This window comes from Clostridium sp. DL1XJH146, from assembly GCF_054819755.1.
The window spans coordinates 1-18,883 of record NZ_JBTVVN010000009.1 but is presented as its reverse complement, the minus strand read 5'-3'; the positions used below and the strand labels follow the sequence as shown (position 1 = coordinate 18,883).

The following is an 18,883-nucleotide window of genomic DNA, read 5'->3' as shown; positions in this document are numbered from 1 at the left end:
AATTTTCCTCCTACCAATTTAAAATTAATTTTTTTGATATTTTTATTAGTTTTAATATTTTTTACATTTTTCACATCATTGTGATTTTATCAAGTAAAAATCAAATTTCAATTTAAAACCTATTTATCAGTGATATTCACATACTTACTAGTAGATTTAAGTGGATTAAATTTCTTTCCTCCACCTTCATAGAATTTATTAAAAAACTCTAAATATTGTAATCTACTTGTATGAACATATGCTCCTAAAGCATTTATACCCAAATTGAATAAATGTCCAAATAAGAATATTACTAATCCAAATACGTAACCCGCTGGTTTTGGAATAAGATTAGCCATTAAGTTAAATGCATTTGCTATGAATCCTGTTGCAAGCCCAAGGGCAAGTAATCTTGAGTATGAAACAACATCTCCTATATACGAAGTAATTCCGTATAATCCGTATATTCCACCGCCTATTTTACCACCTATGGATTTTGCATCTCTTCCTTGAGTTAAAAGCAATGATACAACACCTACTATTGTAAGTATTTTACCTGCACTTCCACCAATTCCACCAAGAAGTAACCCTAACCCTATTAAAGTAACATACCAAGTTAATACATCATAAATGGCATCCATCGGTTTACCATTTCTAATTAACACATATGCTTTGATAGCTAATCCAGTAAAGATATGAACAATCCCCATTGCTACAGCTATCCCAAGAATAAGCATAATTTGCTCTTGAGAATTAATAAATGCATGCGCTGGTTTATTAAATAAAGATTCTGGAGCATCACCAAAGTATCCACCGTAAATTACTCCCCATATAGTAGTTGAAATTCCAAGATATAAGAATAACTTCATAAAATTCTTAGTACCTTTTTCAAGCTTAAACAGTTTTAAAGAAAGAATTGTACCTATTACCATAATAACTCCATACCCTGCATCTGATAGCATCATCCCAAAAAATACAAAATAGAAAATTGATAATATTGGTGTAGGGTCAATCTCTTTATAATTTGGAAGTGAATACATTTCAGTAATACTTTCAAAAGGTTCTACTAAACCACTGTTTTGAAGTTTTATAGGAACAACATCGCTATCTTCAACTTCTTTGAATTCCAAATAATAATTAGATGAAAGTGTATTTTTAACAATTTCTTCTAATTCTTCGTTAGATTCAAGAGTGTTCCATCCTTCAATTGCAACAACCTTTTCACTCTTAACAAAATTTTCACACACTTTTTTAACTTCTAACTCATTACTATAATATTCAAAAGCAAGCTCCATTTCATCTAGTTCATTCTTCATTTCTTTCAAAGTTTCTATTGATGTTTCAACCTCTGTATCTATGCTACTAATTCTATCTTTATGATTTTTAATAACATTAAGAGGAGTATCACTATAATCAATTGTAGCTTTACTAAATCCAAGATTTTTTAGAATATCACTAGCTTTTTCTGCAAATTGTTTTTGAATAAGAACAAATATAAATACATCAGTCTTACTTTCATTAATCTTTTCATAATAAACATCAGGTATTTCTTTTTCTAATTCTGAAAAAACATTTTCTTCAAAATTCTTTTGTATTGAACCTATAAAGCCTTCAGTTAATTTTAATGCTTTCAAATCTTTTAAAGGGGCATCAAAACTTGACCATTCATATAAAAACTCTATCTCATTTAACAATTTTGTTTTTTCGTTATGTAGAGCTAGCATCTTTTCGTCTTTCTCTTTTAAATCCTTATATATAGATTCCCAAGACGACTTTTCTATGAATGAATTTAATTCATCAAAGGTCAGCGTTTTCTTACCTGCCTTAAGAGCTTTCAATCCACCTTCTTTTTCAATATATCTGTTCAAAAAATCAATAGAAAACTTAATTTTTGCAATTTCGCTTTCAATTTTGGAAACTTCCCCAATCTGAGAAGCACTTTTTAAAAACTCTAAATTTTCATCATTGATTTTTTCTTGAAGGTTTGTGAATTGAACGCCTTCAAATTTCTGCAAATTCTGAAGCAATTCTCTTCTCTGAGATTCAAAAGCATATAGTGTAAATTTATTCATTTTAACTATTGCCATTGATATTCACTATCCTCTCAATAACTAAATTTACTGCTCCATCAAATTTTTCCTTTGGAACATCCATAATAGCTTTTGTTGCCTCTTCTCCTGTTTGAAGAATAGGTTTTGCTTTTTCTTGTGCATCAGCAATTGCTTTTTCAATAATTTCATTTGCTTCTTTTTTCTTTTCATCTAAAATTCTTTTTTTCTCAGTAGATGCCTTTATTTCAGCCTCTTTAACTATTTGAATCTTTTCACTTTGTGCCTTTTTAATTTTTTCATTCACTTCTTCTTCAGCTTTTTTTATTTCATTCAAAGCTTCTAGCGCCAAATTATCACCACCTTTACATAATATTCTGAATCTTTAGTTTATAGCTTTAACTACCTCACTAAGCTATATATTCTAACTCAATAAGCTATAAAAGCTAACCTTATACATTTTAAATTCTAATGCTTTATATGGTAATTAAAACAACTTAACTATTTAGATTATACTACTATGTGGACATACTTTTCAAGGGAAAATTCAGTTAATTTAAAAAAATTTGATAATTAAAACAAACTAACATTCATTTTTCTATAAATTCAAATCACTAATTATTAAATAATTGTTAGTATTCTCATAATACATTATATATGTTTCTCTACGGATTACAGTATTACTTCTTTCATATTCAATTACATCAATTAAATATTTTTCGATATGAATCTTTTCTCTACTTGTAATTATATCATTTTGTACTAGAAAATGCTTAATTTTTTTATTTTGCTCCACTGACAAATTTCTATGCAAAAACTCCGGTAACCACCTTTTCTTATTATGCTTTAAATAGTCATATTTTATTATTTCAATTAACTCTTCATCCTTTTCATTAATATTAGTTTTGAAAAATTCTAAAACAGCTCTATAATATTCAGTATTTGAAAGATTTCTATCAAAATATTGCTTTTCATCAAAAAATAATCCCATTCTTTCATAGAGCAAAAATGGATTTTCGAAAAAAGTTACAAGATATCTCATTGTATTATTAAACTTATTTGAATTATAATACTTATCAACCATAGCTTCTACTTTTTTTAGAAAAATAAGTTCTTTATAAGAAATATCGTTAGTTTTCAACACTTCATAAGGTGGATATGGTGAATGTTTTATACCCCATTTTTCTTTTTCTTTTTCCATTGGTGTTCCATGTAAAATTTTCAAAAATCCTAATTGAATTTCTTCAGGTTCCATTGCATAAATGTCATTAAATGATCTTTTTAAAGAAGAAAGTTTCTCTCCAGGAAGTCCTGCAATCAAATCCAAATGTTGCATTATATTAGATAGAATTTTAACTTCTTTTACTTTATTATTGATATTATCTGTGTTTACAGATCTATTTATATTATTGAGTACATCAAAATTTGTAGTTTGTATTCCTACTTCAAATTGAAATCTACCTTTTGGGACTTTTTTTAATAATTCAATTTCTTCCTCTGTCATTAAATCTGCTGAAATTTCAAAATGAAATTTAGTGTTAGTTTCTAGTCCAATTAAAAACGACCAAATATCCATAGCAAATTTAATGTCACAATTAAAAGTTCTATCAACAAATTTAACTAATTTAACCTCTTTATCACACAAAAATTTTAATTCTTTTTTAACTTTTTCCATATCTCTAAATCTTACATTTCTATCTACTGATGAAAGACAATACTTACATCCAAAAGGACATCCTCTTGATGCTTCATAGTATATTATTTTGTTATTCAATTCTTCCATATCTTCATACGGAAAAACCACATCATTTATATCCATATTTCCCTTGTATCCTGTATATATAATTTTATTATCTTTATCTTTAAAATAAATACCTTTTATATCTCTAAGTCTTTCATATTGACTTTCTTTTTCACCATTTTTACACTGTAATTCTTCTATTTCAAAAGAAATTAATTTTCTAAAAGCTACTTCGCCTTCTCCTTCAATCAAATACTCACCAGGATTCTCTTCTAGAAAAGTTTTTCCTGAATAAGATACTTCTGGCCCTCCATATAAAATTTTTATTTTTTTATCAATAATTTTTATCAAAGTAGCTAGACTTTTAACTAGTTCAATATTCCATATATAACAAGAAAAGCCAATTATGTCCGGCTCTTCTCTTATTATTTCTTCTAATATTTTTTCTGTCCTATCATTTATAGAAAACTCTCTCAAATTACATTCATAGTCTAAATCTCTTGTATTGGCCTCTAAATATCTTATAGCCAAGTTACTGTGAATAAACTTAGAGTTTATTCCCACTAGTGTTACTTTCTTTTTCTTCATTTAACTTTCTCCTTTTCTTTTGAGCTTCAATGTAAAATAATCCGTTAATATCTCTTGAGACAATAATTTCAAATTTTTTTTCTAATAACACTTCTAAAGAATTTCTACCCTGTTTTGTAATAATATTATAATCCCTATAATTAATGGTTTTTATTTTCCTATATGGTAACACAACTTTTATATCAACATCAATTATTTCGCCTCTTTTTTTTTGAATATCCCAAATAAACAACTTACCATTTTCATCTAAATGTCTTGATATCATTTCAAAGATTTTGACTTTATTTTTTTCAAATAATAGGCTGCTCATACCCAAAAACATAACACAGCTATTATATTGCCTTCCTTTAACTTTATCCTTCCCATTTTGCAGATAATCTACCTCTAAATTACTTTTTGATTCATTACAAATATTATATACTATACCATAATTATTAACGCCAATATCTAAAACATTTCCTTTAAATCTTTGGTTTTCTAAATTTAAAACAATTTCACCTCTAATATCAATCACCCACTTTTCAGTTCACAGTTCACAGTGCACGGTTCATAGTTCACGGTTCAGCGTTTCCCGTTTACAGTGAATAGTTTTTATTTATAGTGCACAGCACAAAGATTCAATCTGCCTTTTTAACTTTTAAAATATAAAACTATCTTTATAAAAAATTCTACATAAAAATAATAATTCCTCCATTTAATGGAAGAATTATTATTAAATTAGTGTTTTTTCTTTTCTATTTCATTTTCATAAAAATATAATAGAAACCCCGCAGTTGTTTCCTGCGCTTCTGCAAGTATCTCTTTTGCTATACCCAAATTTCTTTTTTCGCTATCCGTAATAATAGCGTATTTTAAATTAGTCTTATTTGCAAATTGCGCATTTTTTCTAATAAACTCTCTTATTGTTCCATATTTCTTAATACCTTTTAATATATAGAATGGGTAATTACTTATTATTTTGCTAATTATCCATAGTTCAAACCCTCTATGTTTATTCAATAATCTATTGTTTACATGTTGTGGAACAGTAGCATCTTGAACTAAATGACAAGCTGCACCTAGATAAAACATGCTCCTACCTACATCACCTACATCATAATACGCTGCTGCCTTATTATAATATTTTCTGCACTCTTCGTATGCATTAGAAAATCCATAAAGTCCAGCTTCCCTCTCATAGTGGAAAAAGTGATTTGTACTTTTAAAATCTTGATCCGCCCATGTTACCCCTTCATTAATATTTGCTAAATATTTTCTGAATAATTCATATTCTTTCTCGTACTTTTCATTTTTCAAAATATCTATCGATCTAGTATTTATATACTTATGAGTAATACAATGGGTTTTAAGAATAGCTTTTTTTATAGGGTTTACTGCAAACATTATTCCCCTTAAAGTTTTACCATAAGTTGCTTCAATTCGTCTTTTCAAATAATCACTCTCTTTTTTTGTTTTTTATGTTTGTTCTAATTGTACATGCTAAATAACCAGAAACACAAATAATTAAGAAAATAAAAAACCAATATGCTACCATTATTTTAGTCTTTTCTGTACTATCATTGTCTTTTTTTTCTAAATTATACATAATACCACTCTTAGAATCTAATATTAACATTTCATTATTTATATACTTAATACTAGAAATCAAGCTTTCATCTTGAAAAACTAGTATTTCATCTAATATCCCTTCCGTATCTAAAGAATATAAAGTTTTACTAAAATCGTCTAAAAAATATATTGTATCTACCCTTTGTATTGTTCCTATATTATCTATGGCTAGACAAGTTAGTGAATTAACTTTATCATGTTGATAGATAGGAGCCGGTGGATTAGTAGTAGGATGCTTATCTAAAATAAATAGGATTTCTTTATTATCTTCGCCTTTAAACCTCGGAGAACTTACAGGATCTCCTCCACTATAATCTGGCCATCCATACCATGTTTTAGCTTGTATTTCAAATATATAGTCTACATCTCCTATCACTGGTCTTAAGCCTCTATTTTCCATTCCTCCAACGGATGCAAACAACTTTGATCTACTGTCAAAATCCATAGAAGTTACATTTCTAATACCCCAAGCAAAAGTAGCCATATCTCCAGTCTCCATATTATAAACTATTATAGATGCATTCCCTGGGAAATGTCCTGTAACAATTTGTCCTTCTATACTTTTTGATCCACTACTCAAATAGGCTCCTGTTTTTTTATCTCCAAAATTCAAACCTCTAAGTGTAATCATATAAGGTGTAATATCATGGATATATGGATATTCTTCAAGCCATATATTATCGTCGCCAACAACTCCAGAATTCGTAGCCGCTCCGATAGAAATATACAAAAAGTTTTCACACACAGTCAATCTACTTTCATCGTAGTCACCAAAATTAGATAAATCATTCATAATTTCTTTTAACTCTTTTGTCTTTATATTAATACAATATAGCGAATTTTGTGATACAAAATAAAGATCCCCTTCGAAATATTCAATGGCTGTTATACAAAATTTCGGATTGTTAATTACATTATAACTCTGTCCATTGTTTCCCACAAATTGAATTTTATTTTTATACGCTATATAAAAATTATTTTTATTGTCTCCTACAAAATCTATGGCACCCTTTAGACCTTTAAATTTAGTAGAACAATCAAGATATTCTTTCTCTATTTTAACACTGTAATCCTTTATGTAATAATTTCTTAGTGCTAAAAAAATAATTGATACAATAAAAATAGATAATATCACCTTAAATATTTTCTTCATATTTCCTCCAATAATATATTACTCTGTATTAAAGCTATCTTTTAGCTAAAATCACTATAAATCACTAAAATAAGCCTATATAAAAAAATATATTATTTTTTGAGATATTTATGAAGAAATAATACTATTAATTTTATCTATTCTGTAAGAAAAATATGTTGCTTCTCAACTGAAACTAATGCTTCCAATATAATTTTAATATCCTCATATTGTATTTCTTTAATATACTTATTATAAAATTCAACAGCATGGATTTCTCTTATATTAGCTTGTTCAATTAATGCTGAATCTACTTTGAATTTTGTGTAATCTAATTTACTTAAATTAGGCAGCGAATTAAATCCCCCTATTTTTTTATGAATCTTAGCATGCATTATTTCTACTCTACTTAAATCTGTAAACATTTGTTTTGTTTTTTTACTACAAGCAATTTTTGATGCTTCTTCATAAAATTCTCCATTAAAAACCTCAAGTTTCATAGCTTTATCTAGAATCTTTTTTGTTTTCTCATCCACTAGTCCTTTATCTATTACTATAATATCCTCTTTACTGGAAAAATACTCTTTGTCCACACCACAAAATGGACAATACTTAATATCATCAATTTCATTTTTAATCAAAAAACTATTTTCATTAAATTGATAATTCTTTTCATTAATTTTCATTCCACAAATTTTACAATACAATTCCACTAATATACCCCCATTTTTAGGGCAATGCACAATTCACAATGCACAATGCACAATTATTGACTAATTCTATATAATCAAATATAAGTCCTATAAATGGAAAAAACAACCCTTTTTTTAAAACAAGAGTGCAGTTCGCAGAGTGAAATGTTCACTCTGTACATTTCACTCTATGTTTTATAAACCGTCAGTCTTCCTTCTTATAATTATAGTTAGTAACAATCCGTGTAGAAGTGTTCTCTTCATCATCCGGAAGTCTATCATAATAGGGCATTAACAAATCTAAAAATCTATCCCAGAAAGATTTCTTTTTCATAATCATCACTCCTCCTTATATTTAATTTCTCTTAAAAAAATATAAATATACCCATTAATATTTATTCAATAAATAACTTTTTTCTTTTTTTAATTCCTTTACTATTTATCATAAAATTTAGCACTGTAAATATAAATACGTTAATAAAACTATCCATTCATTGCATTTTTTTAATTCTTATTTGATTTTTATAAAAAATCTATTATAATAATATTGGCATTAAATCAACATATATTAAAAAACAGGGGGCGATACAAGTGTCAAAATCTTCAAAAGCGTTTGCTAAAAATCTAGGTTTATGGATTATTATTTCAATGTTCGTTGGTATTATTGTAGGACTTATTATGGGACCTAATGCAACTATGTTCAAGCCATTAGGTGAAATATTTATGCAACTAATTAAAATGGTTGTTATTCCACTAGTTGCTTCATCAATCATTATGGGAGCTGCTTCAATTGGTAATTCAAAATCAGCAGGCAAAATAGGTGCTGCAACTTTTGGTTATTATCTAACTACAACAGCATTTGCAGTTGTATTAGGATTAATCTTTGGACAACTCTTCAAACCCGGTATAGGTGTTCCTATAGAAGAAGTAACAGCATTATTCTCAACAGAATATGCCGATAAAGGTTCTATACCTGGATTTTTTGAAACAATTAAGGGAATAATCCCAACTAACCCTATCGAATCTTTAGTTAGTGGAAATATGCTTCAAATATTATTTTTCTGCTTATTTTTAGGATTTGGTATCTCAACTTTAGAAGGAGATAAAAAAACCGCTGTTACAAATTTTTTTGGTGGATTAACAGATGCATTAATTTTTGTAATTATGAAAGTCATGTATATTGCACCAATTGGTGTATTCGCTCTAATGGCTGATTCTGTTGGTACATTAGGTACTAAACTTTTAGTTTTAGTATTAAAATTATTTGGCGTTTACGTAATTGCTTTACTAATTCAAACATTTGGAGTATACGGTGCAGCTATTAAATTTTTATCAAAAGTAAAACCATTAGATTTCTTCAAAAAATTGTATCCTGTCCAACTTGTAGCTTTATCAACATCCTCTTCAATGGCTACTCTACCATTCAACATGGAAACATGTGAAAATGAACTTGATGTTTCAAAAGAAACTACTTCATTTGTACTTCCACTAGGTGCTACAATAAACATGGATGGAAATGCAGTGTATTATGCTCTTGCTGCTTGTTTTTTCGCACAATTCTTTAACATACCTTTAGGCCCTACAGAGTACATTGCAATAATATTTACTGCAACAGTTGGTTCTATTGGTCAAGCAGGGGTTCCAGGTCCATCATTACTAGTTGTAGCTGTATTAATAGCTGCTAATATTCCTATAGTTGCTTTACCGTTACTATTTGGAGTAGATAGGATATTTGATATGCTCAGAACTGCTGTCAATGTAACAGGGGACGCATCATGTGCTGTAATTGTTGATAGATTTAAAGAGTAATTCTTTAAAAAGCTAGAAGTTTTCGCTTCTAGCTTTTTTTATTACACCTATAAAATTATACAGTAATTCATTTTATGGTTAAAACACAAAAGTAAGTTAAAATAAATTACTTTTGTGGCATGCTTATTTTATGGTTTCAAGTAAATAAATAACAATATTTCCTTTAACCTACTATTCACACAAAAGATTTTTTTTGAGATAATAAATGAGCAGGAAGAAATTATAATTTAATAAAAAGTTTAATCTAATTAATAAAAATTATCAACTACAGAGGAGTGTTGTTATGAACAAGTGGAAAATAACAGCTTTATTAGCTACAGTATTATTTTTAGGAGTTCCTACAAAAGCTTTTGCATCTGTCGTGAATCATGAAGTAAAAAGCGGTGATTCCCTTTGGAAAATAGCTCAAACTTATAATACTACAGTTTCAGATATAACTACTTTGAATAATATGGATTCAAATGATTATATTCAAATTGGACAAGTTATAAAGGTTGATGACCCCACACTATCGACATATACTGTACTTTCAGGAGATTCATTATGGAAAATCTCTGTACAATATAATACAACTACAAATGAATTGATGAAATTAAATAATTTATATAATTCTAATCTTCAAATAGGTCAAATTATATATGTACCTGCAAGTTCAAATGTAGTTCCTGATAATTTATCAAATATAACAGATACACAAAATACAACTGTTTCTCTGACCTACACTGTTAAATCTGGAGATTCCTTATGGAAAATAGCTTGTAACAACAATACTACTGTAGATACTTTATGCACTATAAATAATTTAGAAATAAATACTATCTATATAGGACAAGTTCTAAAATTGCCAACTGAAGATAATTCTAATACAAATAGCACATACATCGAACAGGAAATCTCAACAGTAAATTACATAGTTAAATCAGGAGATAATTTATGGACAATTGCCAAAAACTATAACACATCTATGGAAGCTATTATTAATTCAAATAAACTTGCTACAGAAATACTGATGCCTGGCCAAATCATAACTATACCTGTAGATTCCACTGAAACAGTATCACCTATAGGAATTACTATGATGGAAAAAAGATCTAATGATAATTATGGTGATTTATATGATTGGACTAACGCAAGAAGGATTTTCACCGTTGGACAAGTTGCTACTTTAAAAGATATCCAAACTGGTATAGCATTTAACATAAAATACTATGGTGGCTCTAATCATGCTGACGTAGTTACTTTAACAAAAGCTGATACAGATAAAGTAGAAGAAATATATCCTACATGGTCTTGGTCTGCTATGCGACCAATGGTTTTATACTTCAATCAAGGTGGTACAGACTATCAATTAGCCGTTAGTGTTACAGGTATGCCTCATTCTTCTACTGATATCTACACTAATGGACTCGCCGGACATATTGATATGTATTTTTATAATTCAACAAGTCACGTTAGTAATTCATTAAGCAGTACTCATCAGAATAACGTTTTAAAAGCAAATGGACAGTAAAACCCAGTGCACAATGCACAATGCACAATGTACAATTTAGGATGATTTTCTTCCCTTCGGTCAGAAAATCTTTAATTAAATTTAAAGCTTCTCGACTCACGTCGAGAAGCTTCTTTAAATTAGAAACTCCCAATAATATTTTAACCATATTCTAGAAATATAACACACACTAAAATCCTAAACTTTTACAATTTTATCTTTTAATCTCTTAAATCTCATAACTCTTAAATCTCTTAAATCTTTTAATCTTTTAATCCTTTAATCCTTTAACTGCACTCTGCAAACTGCACTCTATGTTTTAAATAAGCACTCTGCAAACTGCACTCTATGTTTTAAAAAGCTCTGCAAATTGCACTCTATATTTTAAAAAAACTGTGCATTAAACATAAAATTTATTATTTAAAAACAAGCTTAGTATAAAACAAAAGCCCCTAACATAAGTATTAATATTAATTGATTATGTGAGGGGATTTTTATGTTTAAAGATAAATTTTTTAGAAACTCCATAGTACTAACGTTAACAAATTCCACAACAGGGATTTTGAAATTTATTTTTTCAATAATTTTATCCCGTAAACTAGGAGCAGAAGGTATGGGACTCTATGCTCTTATAATGCCTATTTATGATGTGTTTGCTTGTTTAGTTTGTGGTGGTATGGTAACTGCAATATCAAAGCAATCTTCTGCTTTTTTAAGTAAAAATGATAATAGAAATTTACATAAAACAATTAAAATAACATTAATATTCGATTTTTTATGGTCTCTAATAATAGTAATTTTATTATTTTTAAATACTAAATACATATCAAGTAACATTATCAAAGATTCCCGAAGTTTGTACAGCTTATGGTTTATTTCTTTAGCTTTAATTTTTGTTGCCCTATCTTCAATAATAAAGGGATATTTCTATGGTACATATAACGTAAAAACGCCTGCAATAATCGATATATTTGAAAAAACCACTCGAATAATATCAGTAGTAATAATCATAAATTACTTTTCTTTAAGTGGTATAGAAAATACCGTATCAGCTGTTTACGGTGCACTAGCTTGTGGAGAATTACTAAGTTTTTTGTTACTGTATATTTTTTATAAAATAGACAGGAATAAAAAAAATAAACCAACTCAAATTTCTACTGAAAAAGAAGGAAATGCACAGCTCTTATTTGATGTATTGATTATGTCAGTACCTTTATGTATTAACGGCTTCCTATCAACTGCAATATCGACTGTATCTACGCTTATTATTCCTATTAGACTTACAAAAGCTGGTTTTGATCACGGGGTAGCTTTAGGTATGATAGGTAAATTTTCAGGAATGGCTCTAACAATTATCTATTTTCCTATAATTGTAATTATGTCGATGGCAATGGTCTTAATTCCTGATATTTCAGAAAGTTTAACTAAAAGAGATTACTATACTCTTGAAAAAAGAATTAAGCAAGTAATTAGTATCTCTTTTCTACTTGGTCTTGCCACAATGGTAATATGTTTAAGTATTCCAAATGAACTAGGGTATCTTTTTTACAATAGATTAGACCTTGGCTACTATATAAAATTTGCTTCCATTTCAGCCCCATTCACTTTCGTTGCTGCAACTACTTATAGCATCCTTAATGGACTTGGGAAACAAAGTGTTTTACTTAAAAACTCTCTTATAACTTCTGTCGAAGAATTAATACTTTTATTCCTATTAACTTCAATACCACAAATAAATATTATGGGATATGGAATCAGTTTACTTATAACAAGTTTAACATCTTTAGTTTTAAATCTTTACGAAATCAAGAAAAAAATATATATAGATTTTAAACCTACAAGAATATTTACCAGTTTCTTAATAAGTATTTTAATTTATTTACTAATAAATATTACAAATGTGTTATTTTCAACAAATTTTTTCAAATTTAAAGTTATTTTTATGATTTTTGCAGGCTTTATATTGTTCTTCTACTTAAACTCTTTATTTTATTCAAAAGAAGAATGATACTTGTTAAATTCAATGCACAATGCACAATTTACAATGCACAATTATGGATGATTTTCTTCCCTTTGGTCAGAAAATCTTTAATTAATAGTAGTTTAACTATCAACAATATTTTAAAACAGAGCCAATTAAAAAACCCTATATAATAGACTTTCTATTGTCTACTAAACAGGGCTGTTTTTATTCATATAACTTTCTGAAAATCCTTCTTTCAGTTAAACTATTTTGTCGATAATAAATTTAGGCATATTTTTTTTAAATTTAACTGGTAATACATTTAAATCTTCTTTTGTAATACCACCAAATAAAGCAAGCCCATACACATATGTAATAACGCCTGTACCAATTGCAATTAAAGTTGAAATAGCATTATTTAAATATCCAGTATTAAAATTAGCTATAAGAACTGAAAATACCAGTTGTATACCATATACAACTGCCCCCATTAGAATTGATGCTAATAGAGGTTTAATCATATGTTTCAACAAATTAACTTTAACCTTTAATTCTTTATTTACTTTTCTATAATTCAATATTAAAGGCACAATAAACATAAAAAAATTACCAAACAAAGCACCTAATACATTTATCGTTGGTATTCCCACAAAAATGTAATCAGCAATAATCTTACAAGTTACTCCAATTAACATATAAATTGTGGATGTATACAATTTCCCTATACTTTGAAGTATAGTAATCTGTATTTGAACAGTCGATTGTAGAATTAAAATCACACCACCAAAAAACAACATATATCCAGCTAACTCAAGGTTATATCCAAAAACTCTTGGAAATACAAGTTTTATTATTGACTTGTTAAGTACTGTCAATCCTATAGCTGAAGGAATAGCTACTAGATAGCAAAACCTAAAAGCAAAATTTACTTTTTCATTTACTAGTCCATTATTCTTCAAAGAATGTGCCCCTGATAAAGAAGGTAACACTGATACCGCCAAAGCAGAAATCAAAGCAATAGGGACTCCTATAAGTGTTCTATAGTATCTTAAAACAGCATATCTTTCATTAACTATTTTCTCCGTCAATCCAATATCTCTAAGTCTATTTATAACTATACCCATATCAACAATATCACCAGAATATTGCATTCCAACACATATCACTATTGGAAGACTATAACCTATTATTCTTTTAAATATTTCCTTATTGGTAGCTCTACTATTATCTACAAAACCAATAGGCACACGGATAATTTTATTCTTTTCATATACAATAATCAAATATATAGCTGCAAACAAAGCACCTACTGTTGTTCCGATAGTTCCACCAGCACTACCTGCTTCAATACCATATTTCATAAGCATAGCTGCAAAAACTAAAGTAAAAATAACATTCGCAACTTGTTCTAAAATTTGTGATATTGCTGTAGGTTCCATATTACCTCTTCCTTGAAAATATCCTCTATAGGATGAAACAATTGAAGTAAATAGAATAGTTGGGGCTAATGCCATAATAGACAATTTAGCTTTTGGTACTCCCTGTACATTAGCTATTGGACCCGCAAATATAAATAAGAACAAGCTAAAAAACACCCCTGAACAAAGCATTAATAATCTCGATATCTTAAAACTTTTCACAGCATCTCTGTAATTCCCTAGTGCCATTTGCTCAGACACGAGTTTTGAAATAGCTACCGGTATTCCCGAATTCGCCAAGACGTATATCCATACAAAAATTTGATAGGCAGATAAATATACTCCTTGTCCTTCTAAGGTTATTATATTTTGCAAAAACGGAAGATATAATAACGATAATACCTTCACTATCATAGATGCCATAGATAAAATGGCAAATCCTTTAGTAGTAGACTGTTTTTTCATATCTCATACCCCTAAAATTTTAGTACGTCCTTTTTAACTCTTTTTAAAATAGGTGGCAAAGCTTGTGTTATCACCTTGTTTTCTAAATAACTAAATTCTTCAGGACAATCTTTAAAAATTAATTTATACGCATATAAATATTGGAAGCATAATGTATATTTATTATTAAAATAATTATTAATCTTTTTATCTCCATATTTTTTATCACCAATGATAAAGTTTCCTAAAGAAGCAAGATGTGCTCTCAATTGATGACTTCTACCAGTAATTAATTCAATTTCAATATATGAATAACTACCAACTGAATCAATAACCTCTACGTCCATTGCTATCTTCTTAGAACCTTCAACCTCTTTTTTAAATACTTTAGATGTATTAGTAGGAATATCTTTTACAATATATCCTTCATACAGCCCACCATCTATTCTGCCTTTAACTAAAGCACTATAATATTTTTTAATGCTTCTATTTCTTATCATTTCATTTATTATTTGAAGCGCTTTCATGTTTTTACCATAAACAACCAAACCTGAAGTATTCCTATCTAACCTATTACATGGTGCTGGACTAAAAGTTAGTTCATCTTTAGGATCATAATCTCCCTTATTAAACAAATAAGAAAGAACATAATCTGTCAAACTTGCCTCTCCATCTTTTTCATCGGCATGAACAAGAACCCCAGGCCATTTTTCAACAACTAAAATGTTTTCATCTTCATATGCTATTTGCATAGCTGAAAAATCAACCCTATTAAACTTCTTAACATTATTCTCATTATCAAATTGAACATATTTTATAGTAAGTATATCTCCTAATTCTAATCTATAATTTTGCTTTGATTTTTTGCCATTAACCTTTACATTACCGTTTCTAATTGATTTAAAAATCATGCCTAATGGTACATCTTTCATAAGCTTTCTCAAAAATTTATCCAACCTTTGATCCGCTTCGTTTTGTCCTATCTCAATCTTCATCTTTTATTAAACTCCTTTTATTAGTTCCTAAATTACTCTTCTACTTAACCCCAGAAATCTTTATTTAATTAAAGAATTTCTGAAAATATTTTATATTCAACTACTTTTGTTTATTATTCAAAAAATCCATTACCGTTTGACATTGAATTGCAACTCCAATAGGAATTGCATCTTCATCTACATCAAATTTACTATTATGTAGTGGATATATTATTCCCTTTTCTTCATTTCTTGTTCCTAGGAAATAGAATCCTGAAGGTCTTTCAAGTGAAAAATAGGCAAAACTTTCTACTCCCATTGCAGGTTTTCTAAGTTCTACTATATTCTCTTTTCCTATTATTGTACTTGCACTATTTTCTAATATCCCCGTCATATCATCATCATTATATAAACAAGGATAACTTTCTTCTATATCAATTTCATACTCTGTTCTAGATGCAATGCAAATTCCACTAACTACCTCTTCTAATCTTTTTTTTGCATATTCTCTATTTTCCGTAGTCATAGTTCTAATTATTCCTGAAATTGTAACAGAGTCTGGTATTATATTTTGTGCAGTACCTCCATTTATAGTTCCAATTGAAATAACAGAGGGTGATGTAGCGTCAATTTCTCTACTTACTATATTTTGTATAGCTACAATTATATTTGAAGAAGCAACGATTGGATCAACGGCGCCATGTGGATAAGCTCCATGTCCTCCTCTTCCCTTAATTGTAATTGTAAATGGATTTGAGGCCGCATTAACGACATCCTTTTTGATCCCTATTTTACCAACTTCAATATTAGGCTCAACGTGAAGACCAAAAACAGCATCAACATGTACTTTATCAAGAACCCCTTCCCTTATCATAAGTTTAGCGCCACCAGTTGTTTCTTCTGCTGGTTCAAATAAAAGTACAACATTGCCCTTTAGCTCTTCCTTAATATTATTTAATAATTTTGCTGCTCCAATTAAAATTGTAGTATGAACATCATGTCCACAAGCATGCATTTTATTTGCTACCTTAGATGAGTATACCACATCATTTTTTTCTTGCATAGGTAGAGCATCCATATCTGCTCTTAGCGCAATAGTTTTATTTCCATTGCCTCTTATGATAGCACATATACCTGTTTTTGCTGTATCAAAATATTCAATTCCTTCTCTATCTAATATCTCTTTTACTTTGTCAGAAGTCTTATATAAATCAAAATCCAATTCAGGACACATATGAATATTTCTTCTAATCTGAATTAATTCTTTTTCTATTTTCTTTGCTTCTACTAAAAAATCCACTCCATAAACCCCTTTCTTTTATTATTAATAACTTACCAATATTAAAGGCTCATATTCTGAGAATATGAGCCTAATAAAATTATATAATATGTGGGTATCTTATTCAAATAAATCTGTTCTTAGATTTATTTTTAAATTTGTTTTATCAAAAGCGAATTTTCTTCTTCCTTTATATATGGTAATTTTTTTATAACTTGATAAACATACTCATGTTTTTCATTTCCTGATGTTTGTTCTCTATCCACTTGGTTAAAAAATAGCATCCTTGCCCATATGTCAACAAAATCATCTTTACTTATAAACTCTTGTTTATCATCATTTATATTAACAATAAAACCACTACTAAATTCTTTAACAACACCTAACTCTTTCATATCTTCCCTTAAAATCATTTCCCATACATCATCCCACATTTTTTTAAAAGAAACCACTTGAAATACCCCCTATTGTTTTTGTTTTAACAAAATTTAGTTTCACCCTATTGATTCTAACAATTCTTTTATAAAAGTATAGCACACTAAAGTATACTCAGTCAATAATGTATAGTAATGCTTTTATTAGTACACATTATTGTATTATATATATTTTTTAAGTCATTTATCACTCACAATTATGCCTAATCTAATTTCTTTTTCATAACTCCATTATTAATTATAATATCTTTCTTAAAAGATTTTATTTTATCATCTAGAAACTTAATTTTTATTGTACCGTCAACAATTTTATAAATTTTCCCTTCACCAAAATACTTATGATTAATTTCATCTCCTTCTTTGAATTCATTTAAGTTTTTAACTTCTACTAAATTACACTCATTTATAAATCTTGAAACCTTTTTACTAACCCCTCTAATCTCGTTTGTATAGCCTAAATATAACTTTTCTTTTGCTCTAGTAATAGCAACATAAAAAAGTCTTCTCTCTTCTTCTATGTTGTTTTCTTCTAAAGCATTACCATGAGGAATATTTTCTTCATTACAATTAATTACAAATACATTTTTAAATTCCATTCCCTTTACACCATGTATAGTACTTAATGTAACCTCATTCTCATCTTGTAATGAATTCTTATTTTTTTTATCGTTTTTCTTTAGCTCTTCTCCAATCTCATTAACATATGTTAAAAAGCTAACAATATTAGTGTGCTTAGATGCCGCTAATTTAAACTCTTCTAGAACTGATTCTAATTCTTCCATTGGAATCTTCATCTTTTCAGAATATTCTATGAGATAATCATAATAGTGCAAATCATTGACAATAGTATTGATAGCATATTGTAATGATGTCTTATTAAAATATTTAATATCTTTTTTTAATTCTTTTATTTTTTTTATTTGAAAATTTGGCATTTCAAATTCATCTACTAAATAATCAAATAAATCTTCATCAATGTATGCCCCTTTAATTTTGGTTAAAATTCTACCACTTATATATCTGAAGGGTCTATTTATAATTCTCAAAAAATCTTCCTTTGAGTATGGATTAATTGAAAGTCTCAAATATGCCAATAAATCTCTACAAATAAATTGATCATAAAAATTATAACTTTTATCTATTAATGTAAAAGGTACTTTTTTACTATACAAAACATCTATCAAACTTCTACTTTCAATATTGGTCCTCAGCTTTAACGAGTAAAAATATTTCGAGATAAATTAATCCAAAAATGTAATAAAATATTATATAATTATTAGTAAAG

At 28.2% G+C, this 18,883-nt stretch carries 16 protein-coding genes; 3 read left to right on the top strand and 13 right to left on the bottom strand.

All coding sequences use genetic code 11. The features are described 5' to 3' along the window. Window positions 1-119 precede the first annotated feature (119 nt). From ACVHXK_RS06205 to ACVHXK_RS06170, 8 genes are all read right to left on the bottom strand, one after another. Entirely contained in the window at window positions 120-2,066 is a 1,947-nt protein-coding gene (locus tag ACVHXK_RS06205) for a V-type ATP synthase subunit I (protein ID WP_461205504.1), read from the bottom strand. Beyond that, window positions 2,053-2,379, bottom strand: coding sequence for an ATPase (locus ACVHXK_RS06200; RefSeq protein WP_461205503.1), 327 nt, complete (start codon window positions 2,377-2,379; stop codon window positions 2,053-2,055). Before ACVHXK_RS06200 ends, ACVHXK_RS06205 begins: the two co-directional genes overlap by 14 nt. 246 nt (window positions 2,380-2,625) lie before the next feature. Beyond that, entirely contained in the window at window positions 2,626-4,356 is a 1,731-nt protein-coding gene (locus ACVHXK_RS06195) for a B12-binding domain-containing radical SAM protein (protein WP_461205502.1), read from the bottom strand. Then, a complete protein-coding gene (locus tag ACVHXK_RS06190; RefSeq protein WP_461205501.1) occupies window positions 4,316-4,870 on the bottom strand; it encodes a class I SAM-dependent methyltransferase in 555 nt (184 codons plus the stop codon). Before ACVHXK_RS06190 ends, ACVHXK_RS06195 begins: the two co-directional genes overlap by 41 nt. A gap of 203 nt (window positions 4,871-5,073) precedes the next feature. Continuing rightward, window positions 5,074-5,787, bottom strand: coding sequence for a zinc dependent phospholipase C family protein (locus ACVHXK_RS06185; RefSeq protein WP_461205500.1), 714 nt, complete (start codon window positions 5,785-5,787; stop codon window positions 5,074-5,076). A gap of 4 nt (window positions 5,788-5,791) precedes the next feature. Beyond that, window positions 5,792-7,117: a hypothetical protein gene (locus ACVHXK_RS06180; protein WP_461205499.1), complete on the bottom strand. Its 1,326-nt coding sequence runs from the start codon at window positions 7,115-7,117 to the stop codon at window positions 5,792-5,794. 137 nt (window positions 7,118-7,254) lie between these two features. Continuing rightward, window positions 7,255-7,809 (bottom strand): ferritin family protein, encoded by a 555-nt coding sequence (locus tag ACVHXK_RS06175; protein ID WP_461205498.1) that lies wholly within the window; start codon window positions 7,807-7,809, stop codon window positions 7,255-7,257. A gap of 184 nt (window positions 7,810-7,993) precedes the next feature. After that, window positions 7,994-8,122, bottom strand: a complete 129-nt coding sequence (locus ACVHXK_RS06170; protein WP_461205497.1) for a hypothetical protein — start codon at window positions 8,120-8,122, stop codon at window positions 7,994-7,996. A 257-nt stretch (window positions 8,123-8,379) separates the two neighbouring features. Here ACVHXK_RS06170 and ACVHXK_RS06165 point away from each other — a divergent pair, with 257 nt between their 5' ends. The 3 genes from ACVHXK_RS06165 (at window position 8,380) to spoVB (ending at window position 13,094) form a co-directional block, all read left to right on the top strand. Then, window positions 8,380-9,597 carry a dicarboxylate/amino acid:cation symporter gene (locus ACVHXK_RS06165; RefSeq protein WP_461205496.1) on the top strand — a complete coding sequence of 406 codons (1,218 nt, stop codon included), beginning with the start codon at window positions 8,380-8,382 and terminating at the stop codon, window positions 9,595-9,597. Between the two features lie 283 nt (window positions 9,598-9,880). Continuing rightward, window positions 9,881-11,107, top strand: coding sequence for a LysM peptidoglycan-binding domain-containing protein (locus ACVHXK_RS06160; RefSeq protein WP_461205495.1), 1,227 nt, complete (start codon window positions 9,881-9,883; stop codon window positions 11,105-11,107). A gap of 475 nt (window positions 11,108-11,582) precedes the next feature. Then, window positions 11,583-13,094, top strand: coding sequence for a stage V sporulation protein B (gene spoVB, locus ACVHXK_RS06155; protein ID WP_461205494.1), 1,512 nt, complete (start codon window positions 11,583-11,585; stop codon window positions 13,092-13,094). 215 nt (window positions 13,095-13,309) lie between these two features. Here the strand turns inward: spoVB and ACVHXK_RS06150 are convergent, their stop codons facing one another. The 5 genes from ACVHXK_RS06150 to ACVHXK_RS06130 all read right to left on the bottom strand — a co-directional run bounded on the left by ACVHXK_RS06150 (window position 13,310) and on the right by ACVHXK_RS06130 (window position 18,797). Then, window positions 13,310-14,932, bottom strand: coding sequence for a putative polysaccharide biosynthesis protein (locus ACVHXK_RS06150; protein ID WP_461205493.1), 1,623 nt, complete (start codon window positions 14,930-14,932; stop codon window positions 13,310-13,312). Window positions 14,933-14,943: 11 nt separating this feature from the next. Beyond that, window positions 14,944-15,906: an RluA family pseudouridine synthase gene (locus ACVHXK_RS06145; protein ID WP_461205492.1), complete on the bottom strand. Its 963-nt coding sequence runs from the start codon at window positions 15,904-15,906 to the stop codon at window positions 14,944-14,946. A 100-nt stretch (window positions 15,907-16,006) separates the two neighbouring features. Beyond that, complete coding sequence (locus ACVHXK_RS06140; RefSeq protein WP_461205491.1) at window positions 16,007-17,185, bottom strand: M20 metallopeptidase family protein; 1,179 nt, start codon at window positions 17,183-17,185, stop codon at window positions 16,007-16,009. Between the two features lie 131 nt (window positions 17,186-17,316). Further along, complete coding sequence (locus tag ACVHXK_RS06135) at window positions 17,317-17,616, bottom strand: hypothetical protein (protein ID WP_461205490.1); 300 nt, start codon at window positions 17,614-17,616, stop codon at window positions 17,317-17,319. A gap of 185 nt (window positions 17,617-17,801) precedes the next feature. Next, on the bottom strand, window positions 17,802-18,797 hold the full coding sequence (locus ACVHXK_RS06130; RefSeq protein ID WP_461205596.1) for a 3'-5' exonuclease: 996 nt from the start codon (window positions 18,795-18,797) through the stop codon (window positions 17,802-17,804). Between the last annotated feature and the right edge of the window lie 86 nt (window positions 18,798-18,883).

What these genes read in the sequence shown, in the direction of transcription:
- ACVHXK_RS06205 (WP_461205504.1), bottom strand. Translation starts at nt 2,066, where the DNA reads ATGGCAATAGTTAAAATGAATAAATTTACACTATATGCTTTTGAATCT.
- ACVHXK_RS06195 (WP_461205502.1), bottom strand. Translation starts at nt 4,356, where the DNA reads ATGAAGAAAAAGAAAGTAACACTAGTGGGAATAAACTCTAAGTTTATT.
- ACVHXK_RS06180 (WP_461205499.1), bottom strand. Translation starts at nt 7,117, where the DNA reads ATGAAGAAAATATTTAAGGTGATATTATCTATTTTTATTGTATCAATT.
- ACVHXK_RS06170 (WP_461205497.1), bottom strand. Translation starts at nt 8,122, where the DNA reads ATGAAAAAGAAATCTTTCTGGGATAGATTTTTAGATTTGTTAATGCCC.
- ACVHXK_RS06160 (WP_461205495.1), top strand. Translation starts at nt 9,881, where the DNA reads ATGAACAAGTGGAAAATAACAGCTTTATTAGCTACAGTATTATTTTTA.
- spoVB (WP_461205494.1), top strand. Translation starts at nt 11,583, where the DNA reads ATGTTTAAAGATAAATTTTTTAGAAACTCCATAGTACTAACGTTAACA.
- ACVHXK_RS06150 (WP_461205493.1), bottom strand. Translation starts at nt 14,932, where the DNA reads ATGAAAAAACAGTCTACTACTAAAGGATTTGCCATTTTATCTATGGCA.
- ACVHXK_RS06145 (WP_461205492.1), bottom strand. Translation starts at nt 15,906, where the DNA reads ATGAAGATTGAGATAGGACAAAACGAAGCGGATCAAAGGTTGGATAAA.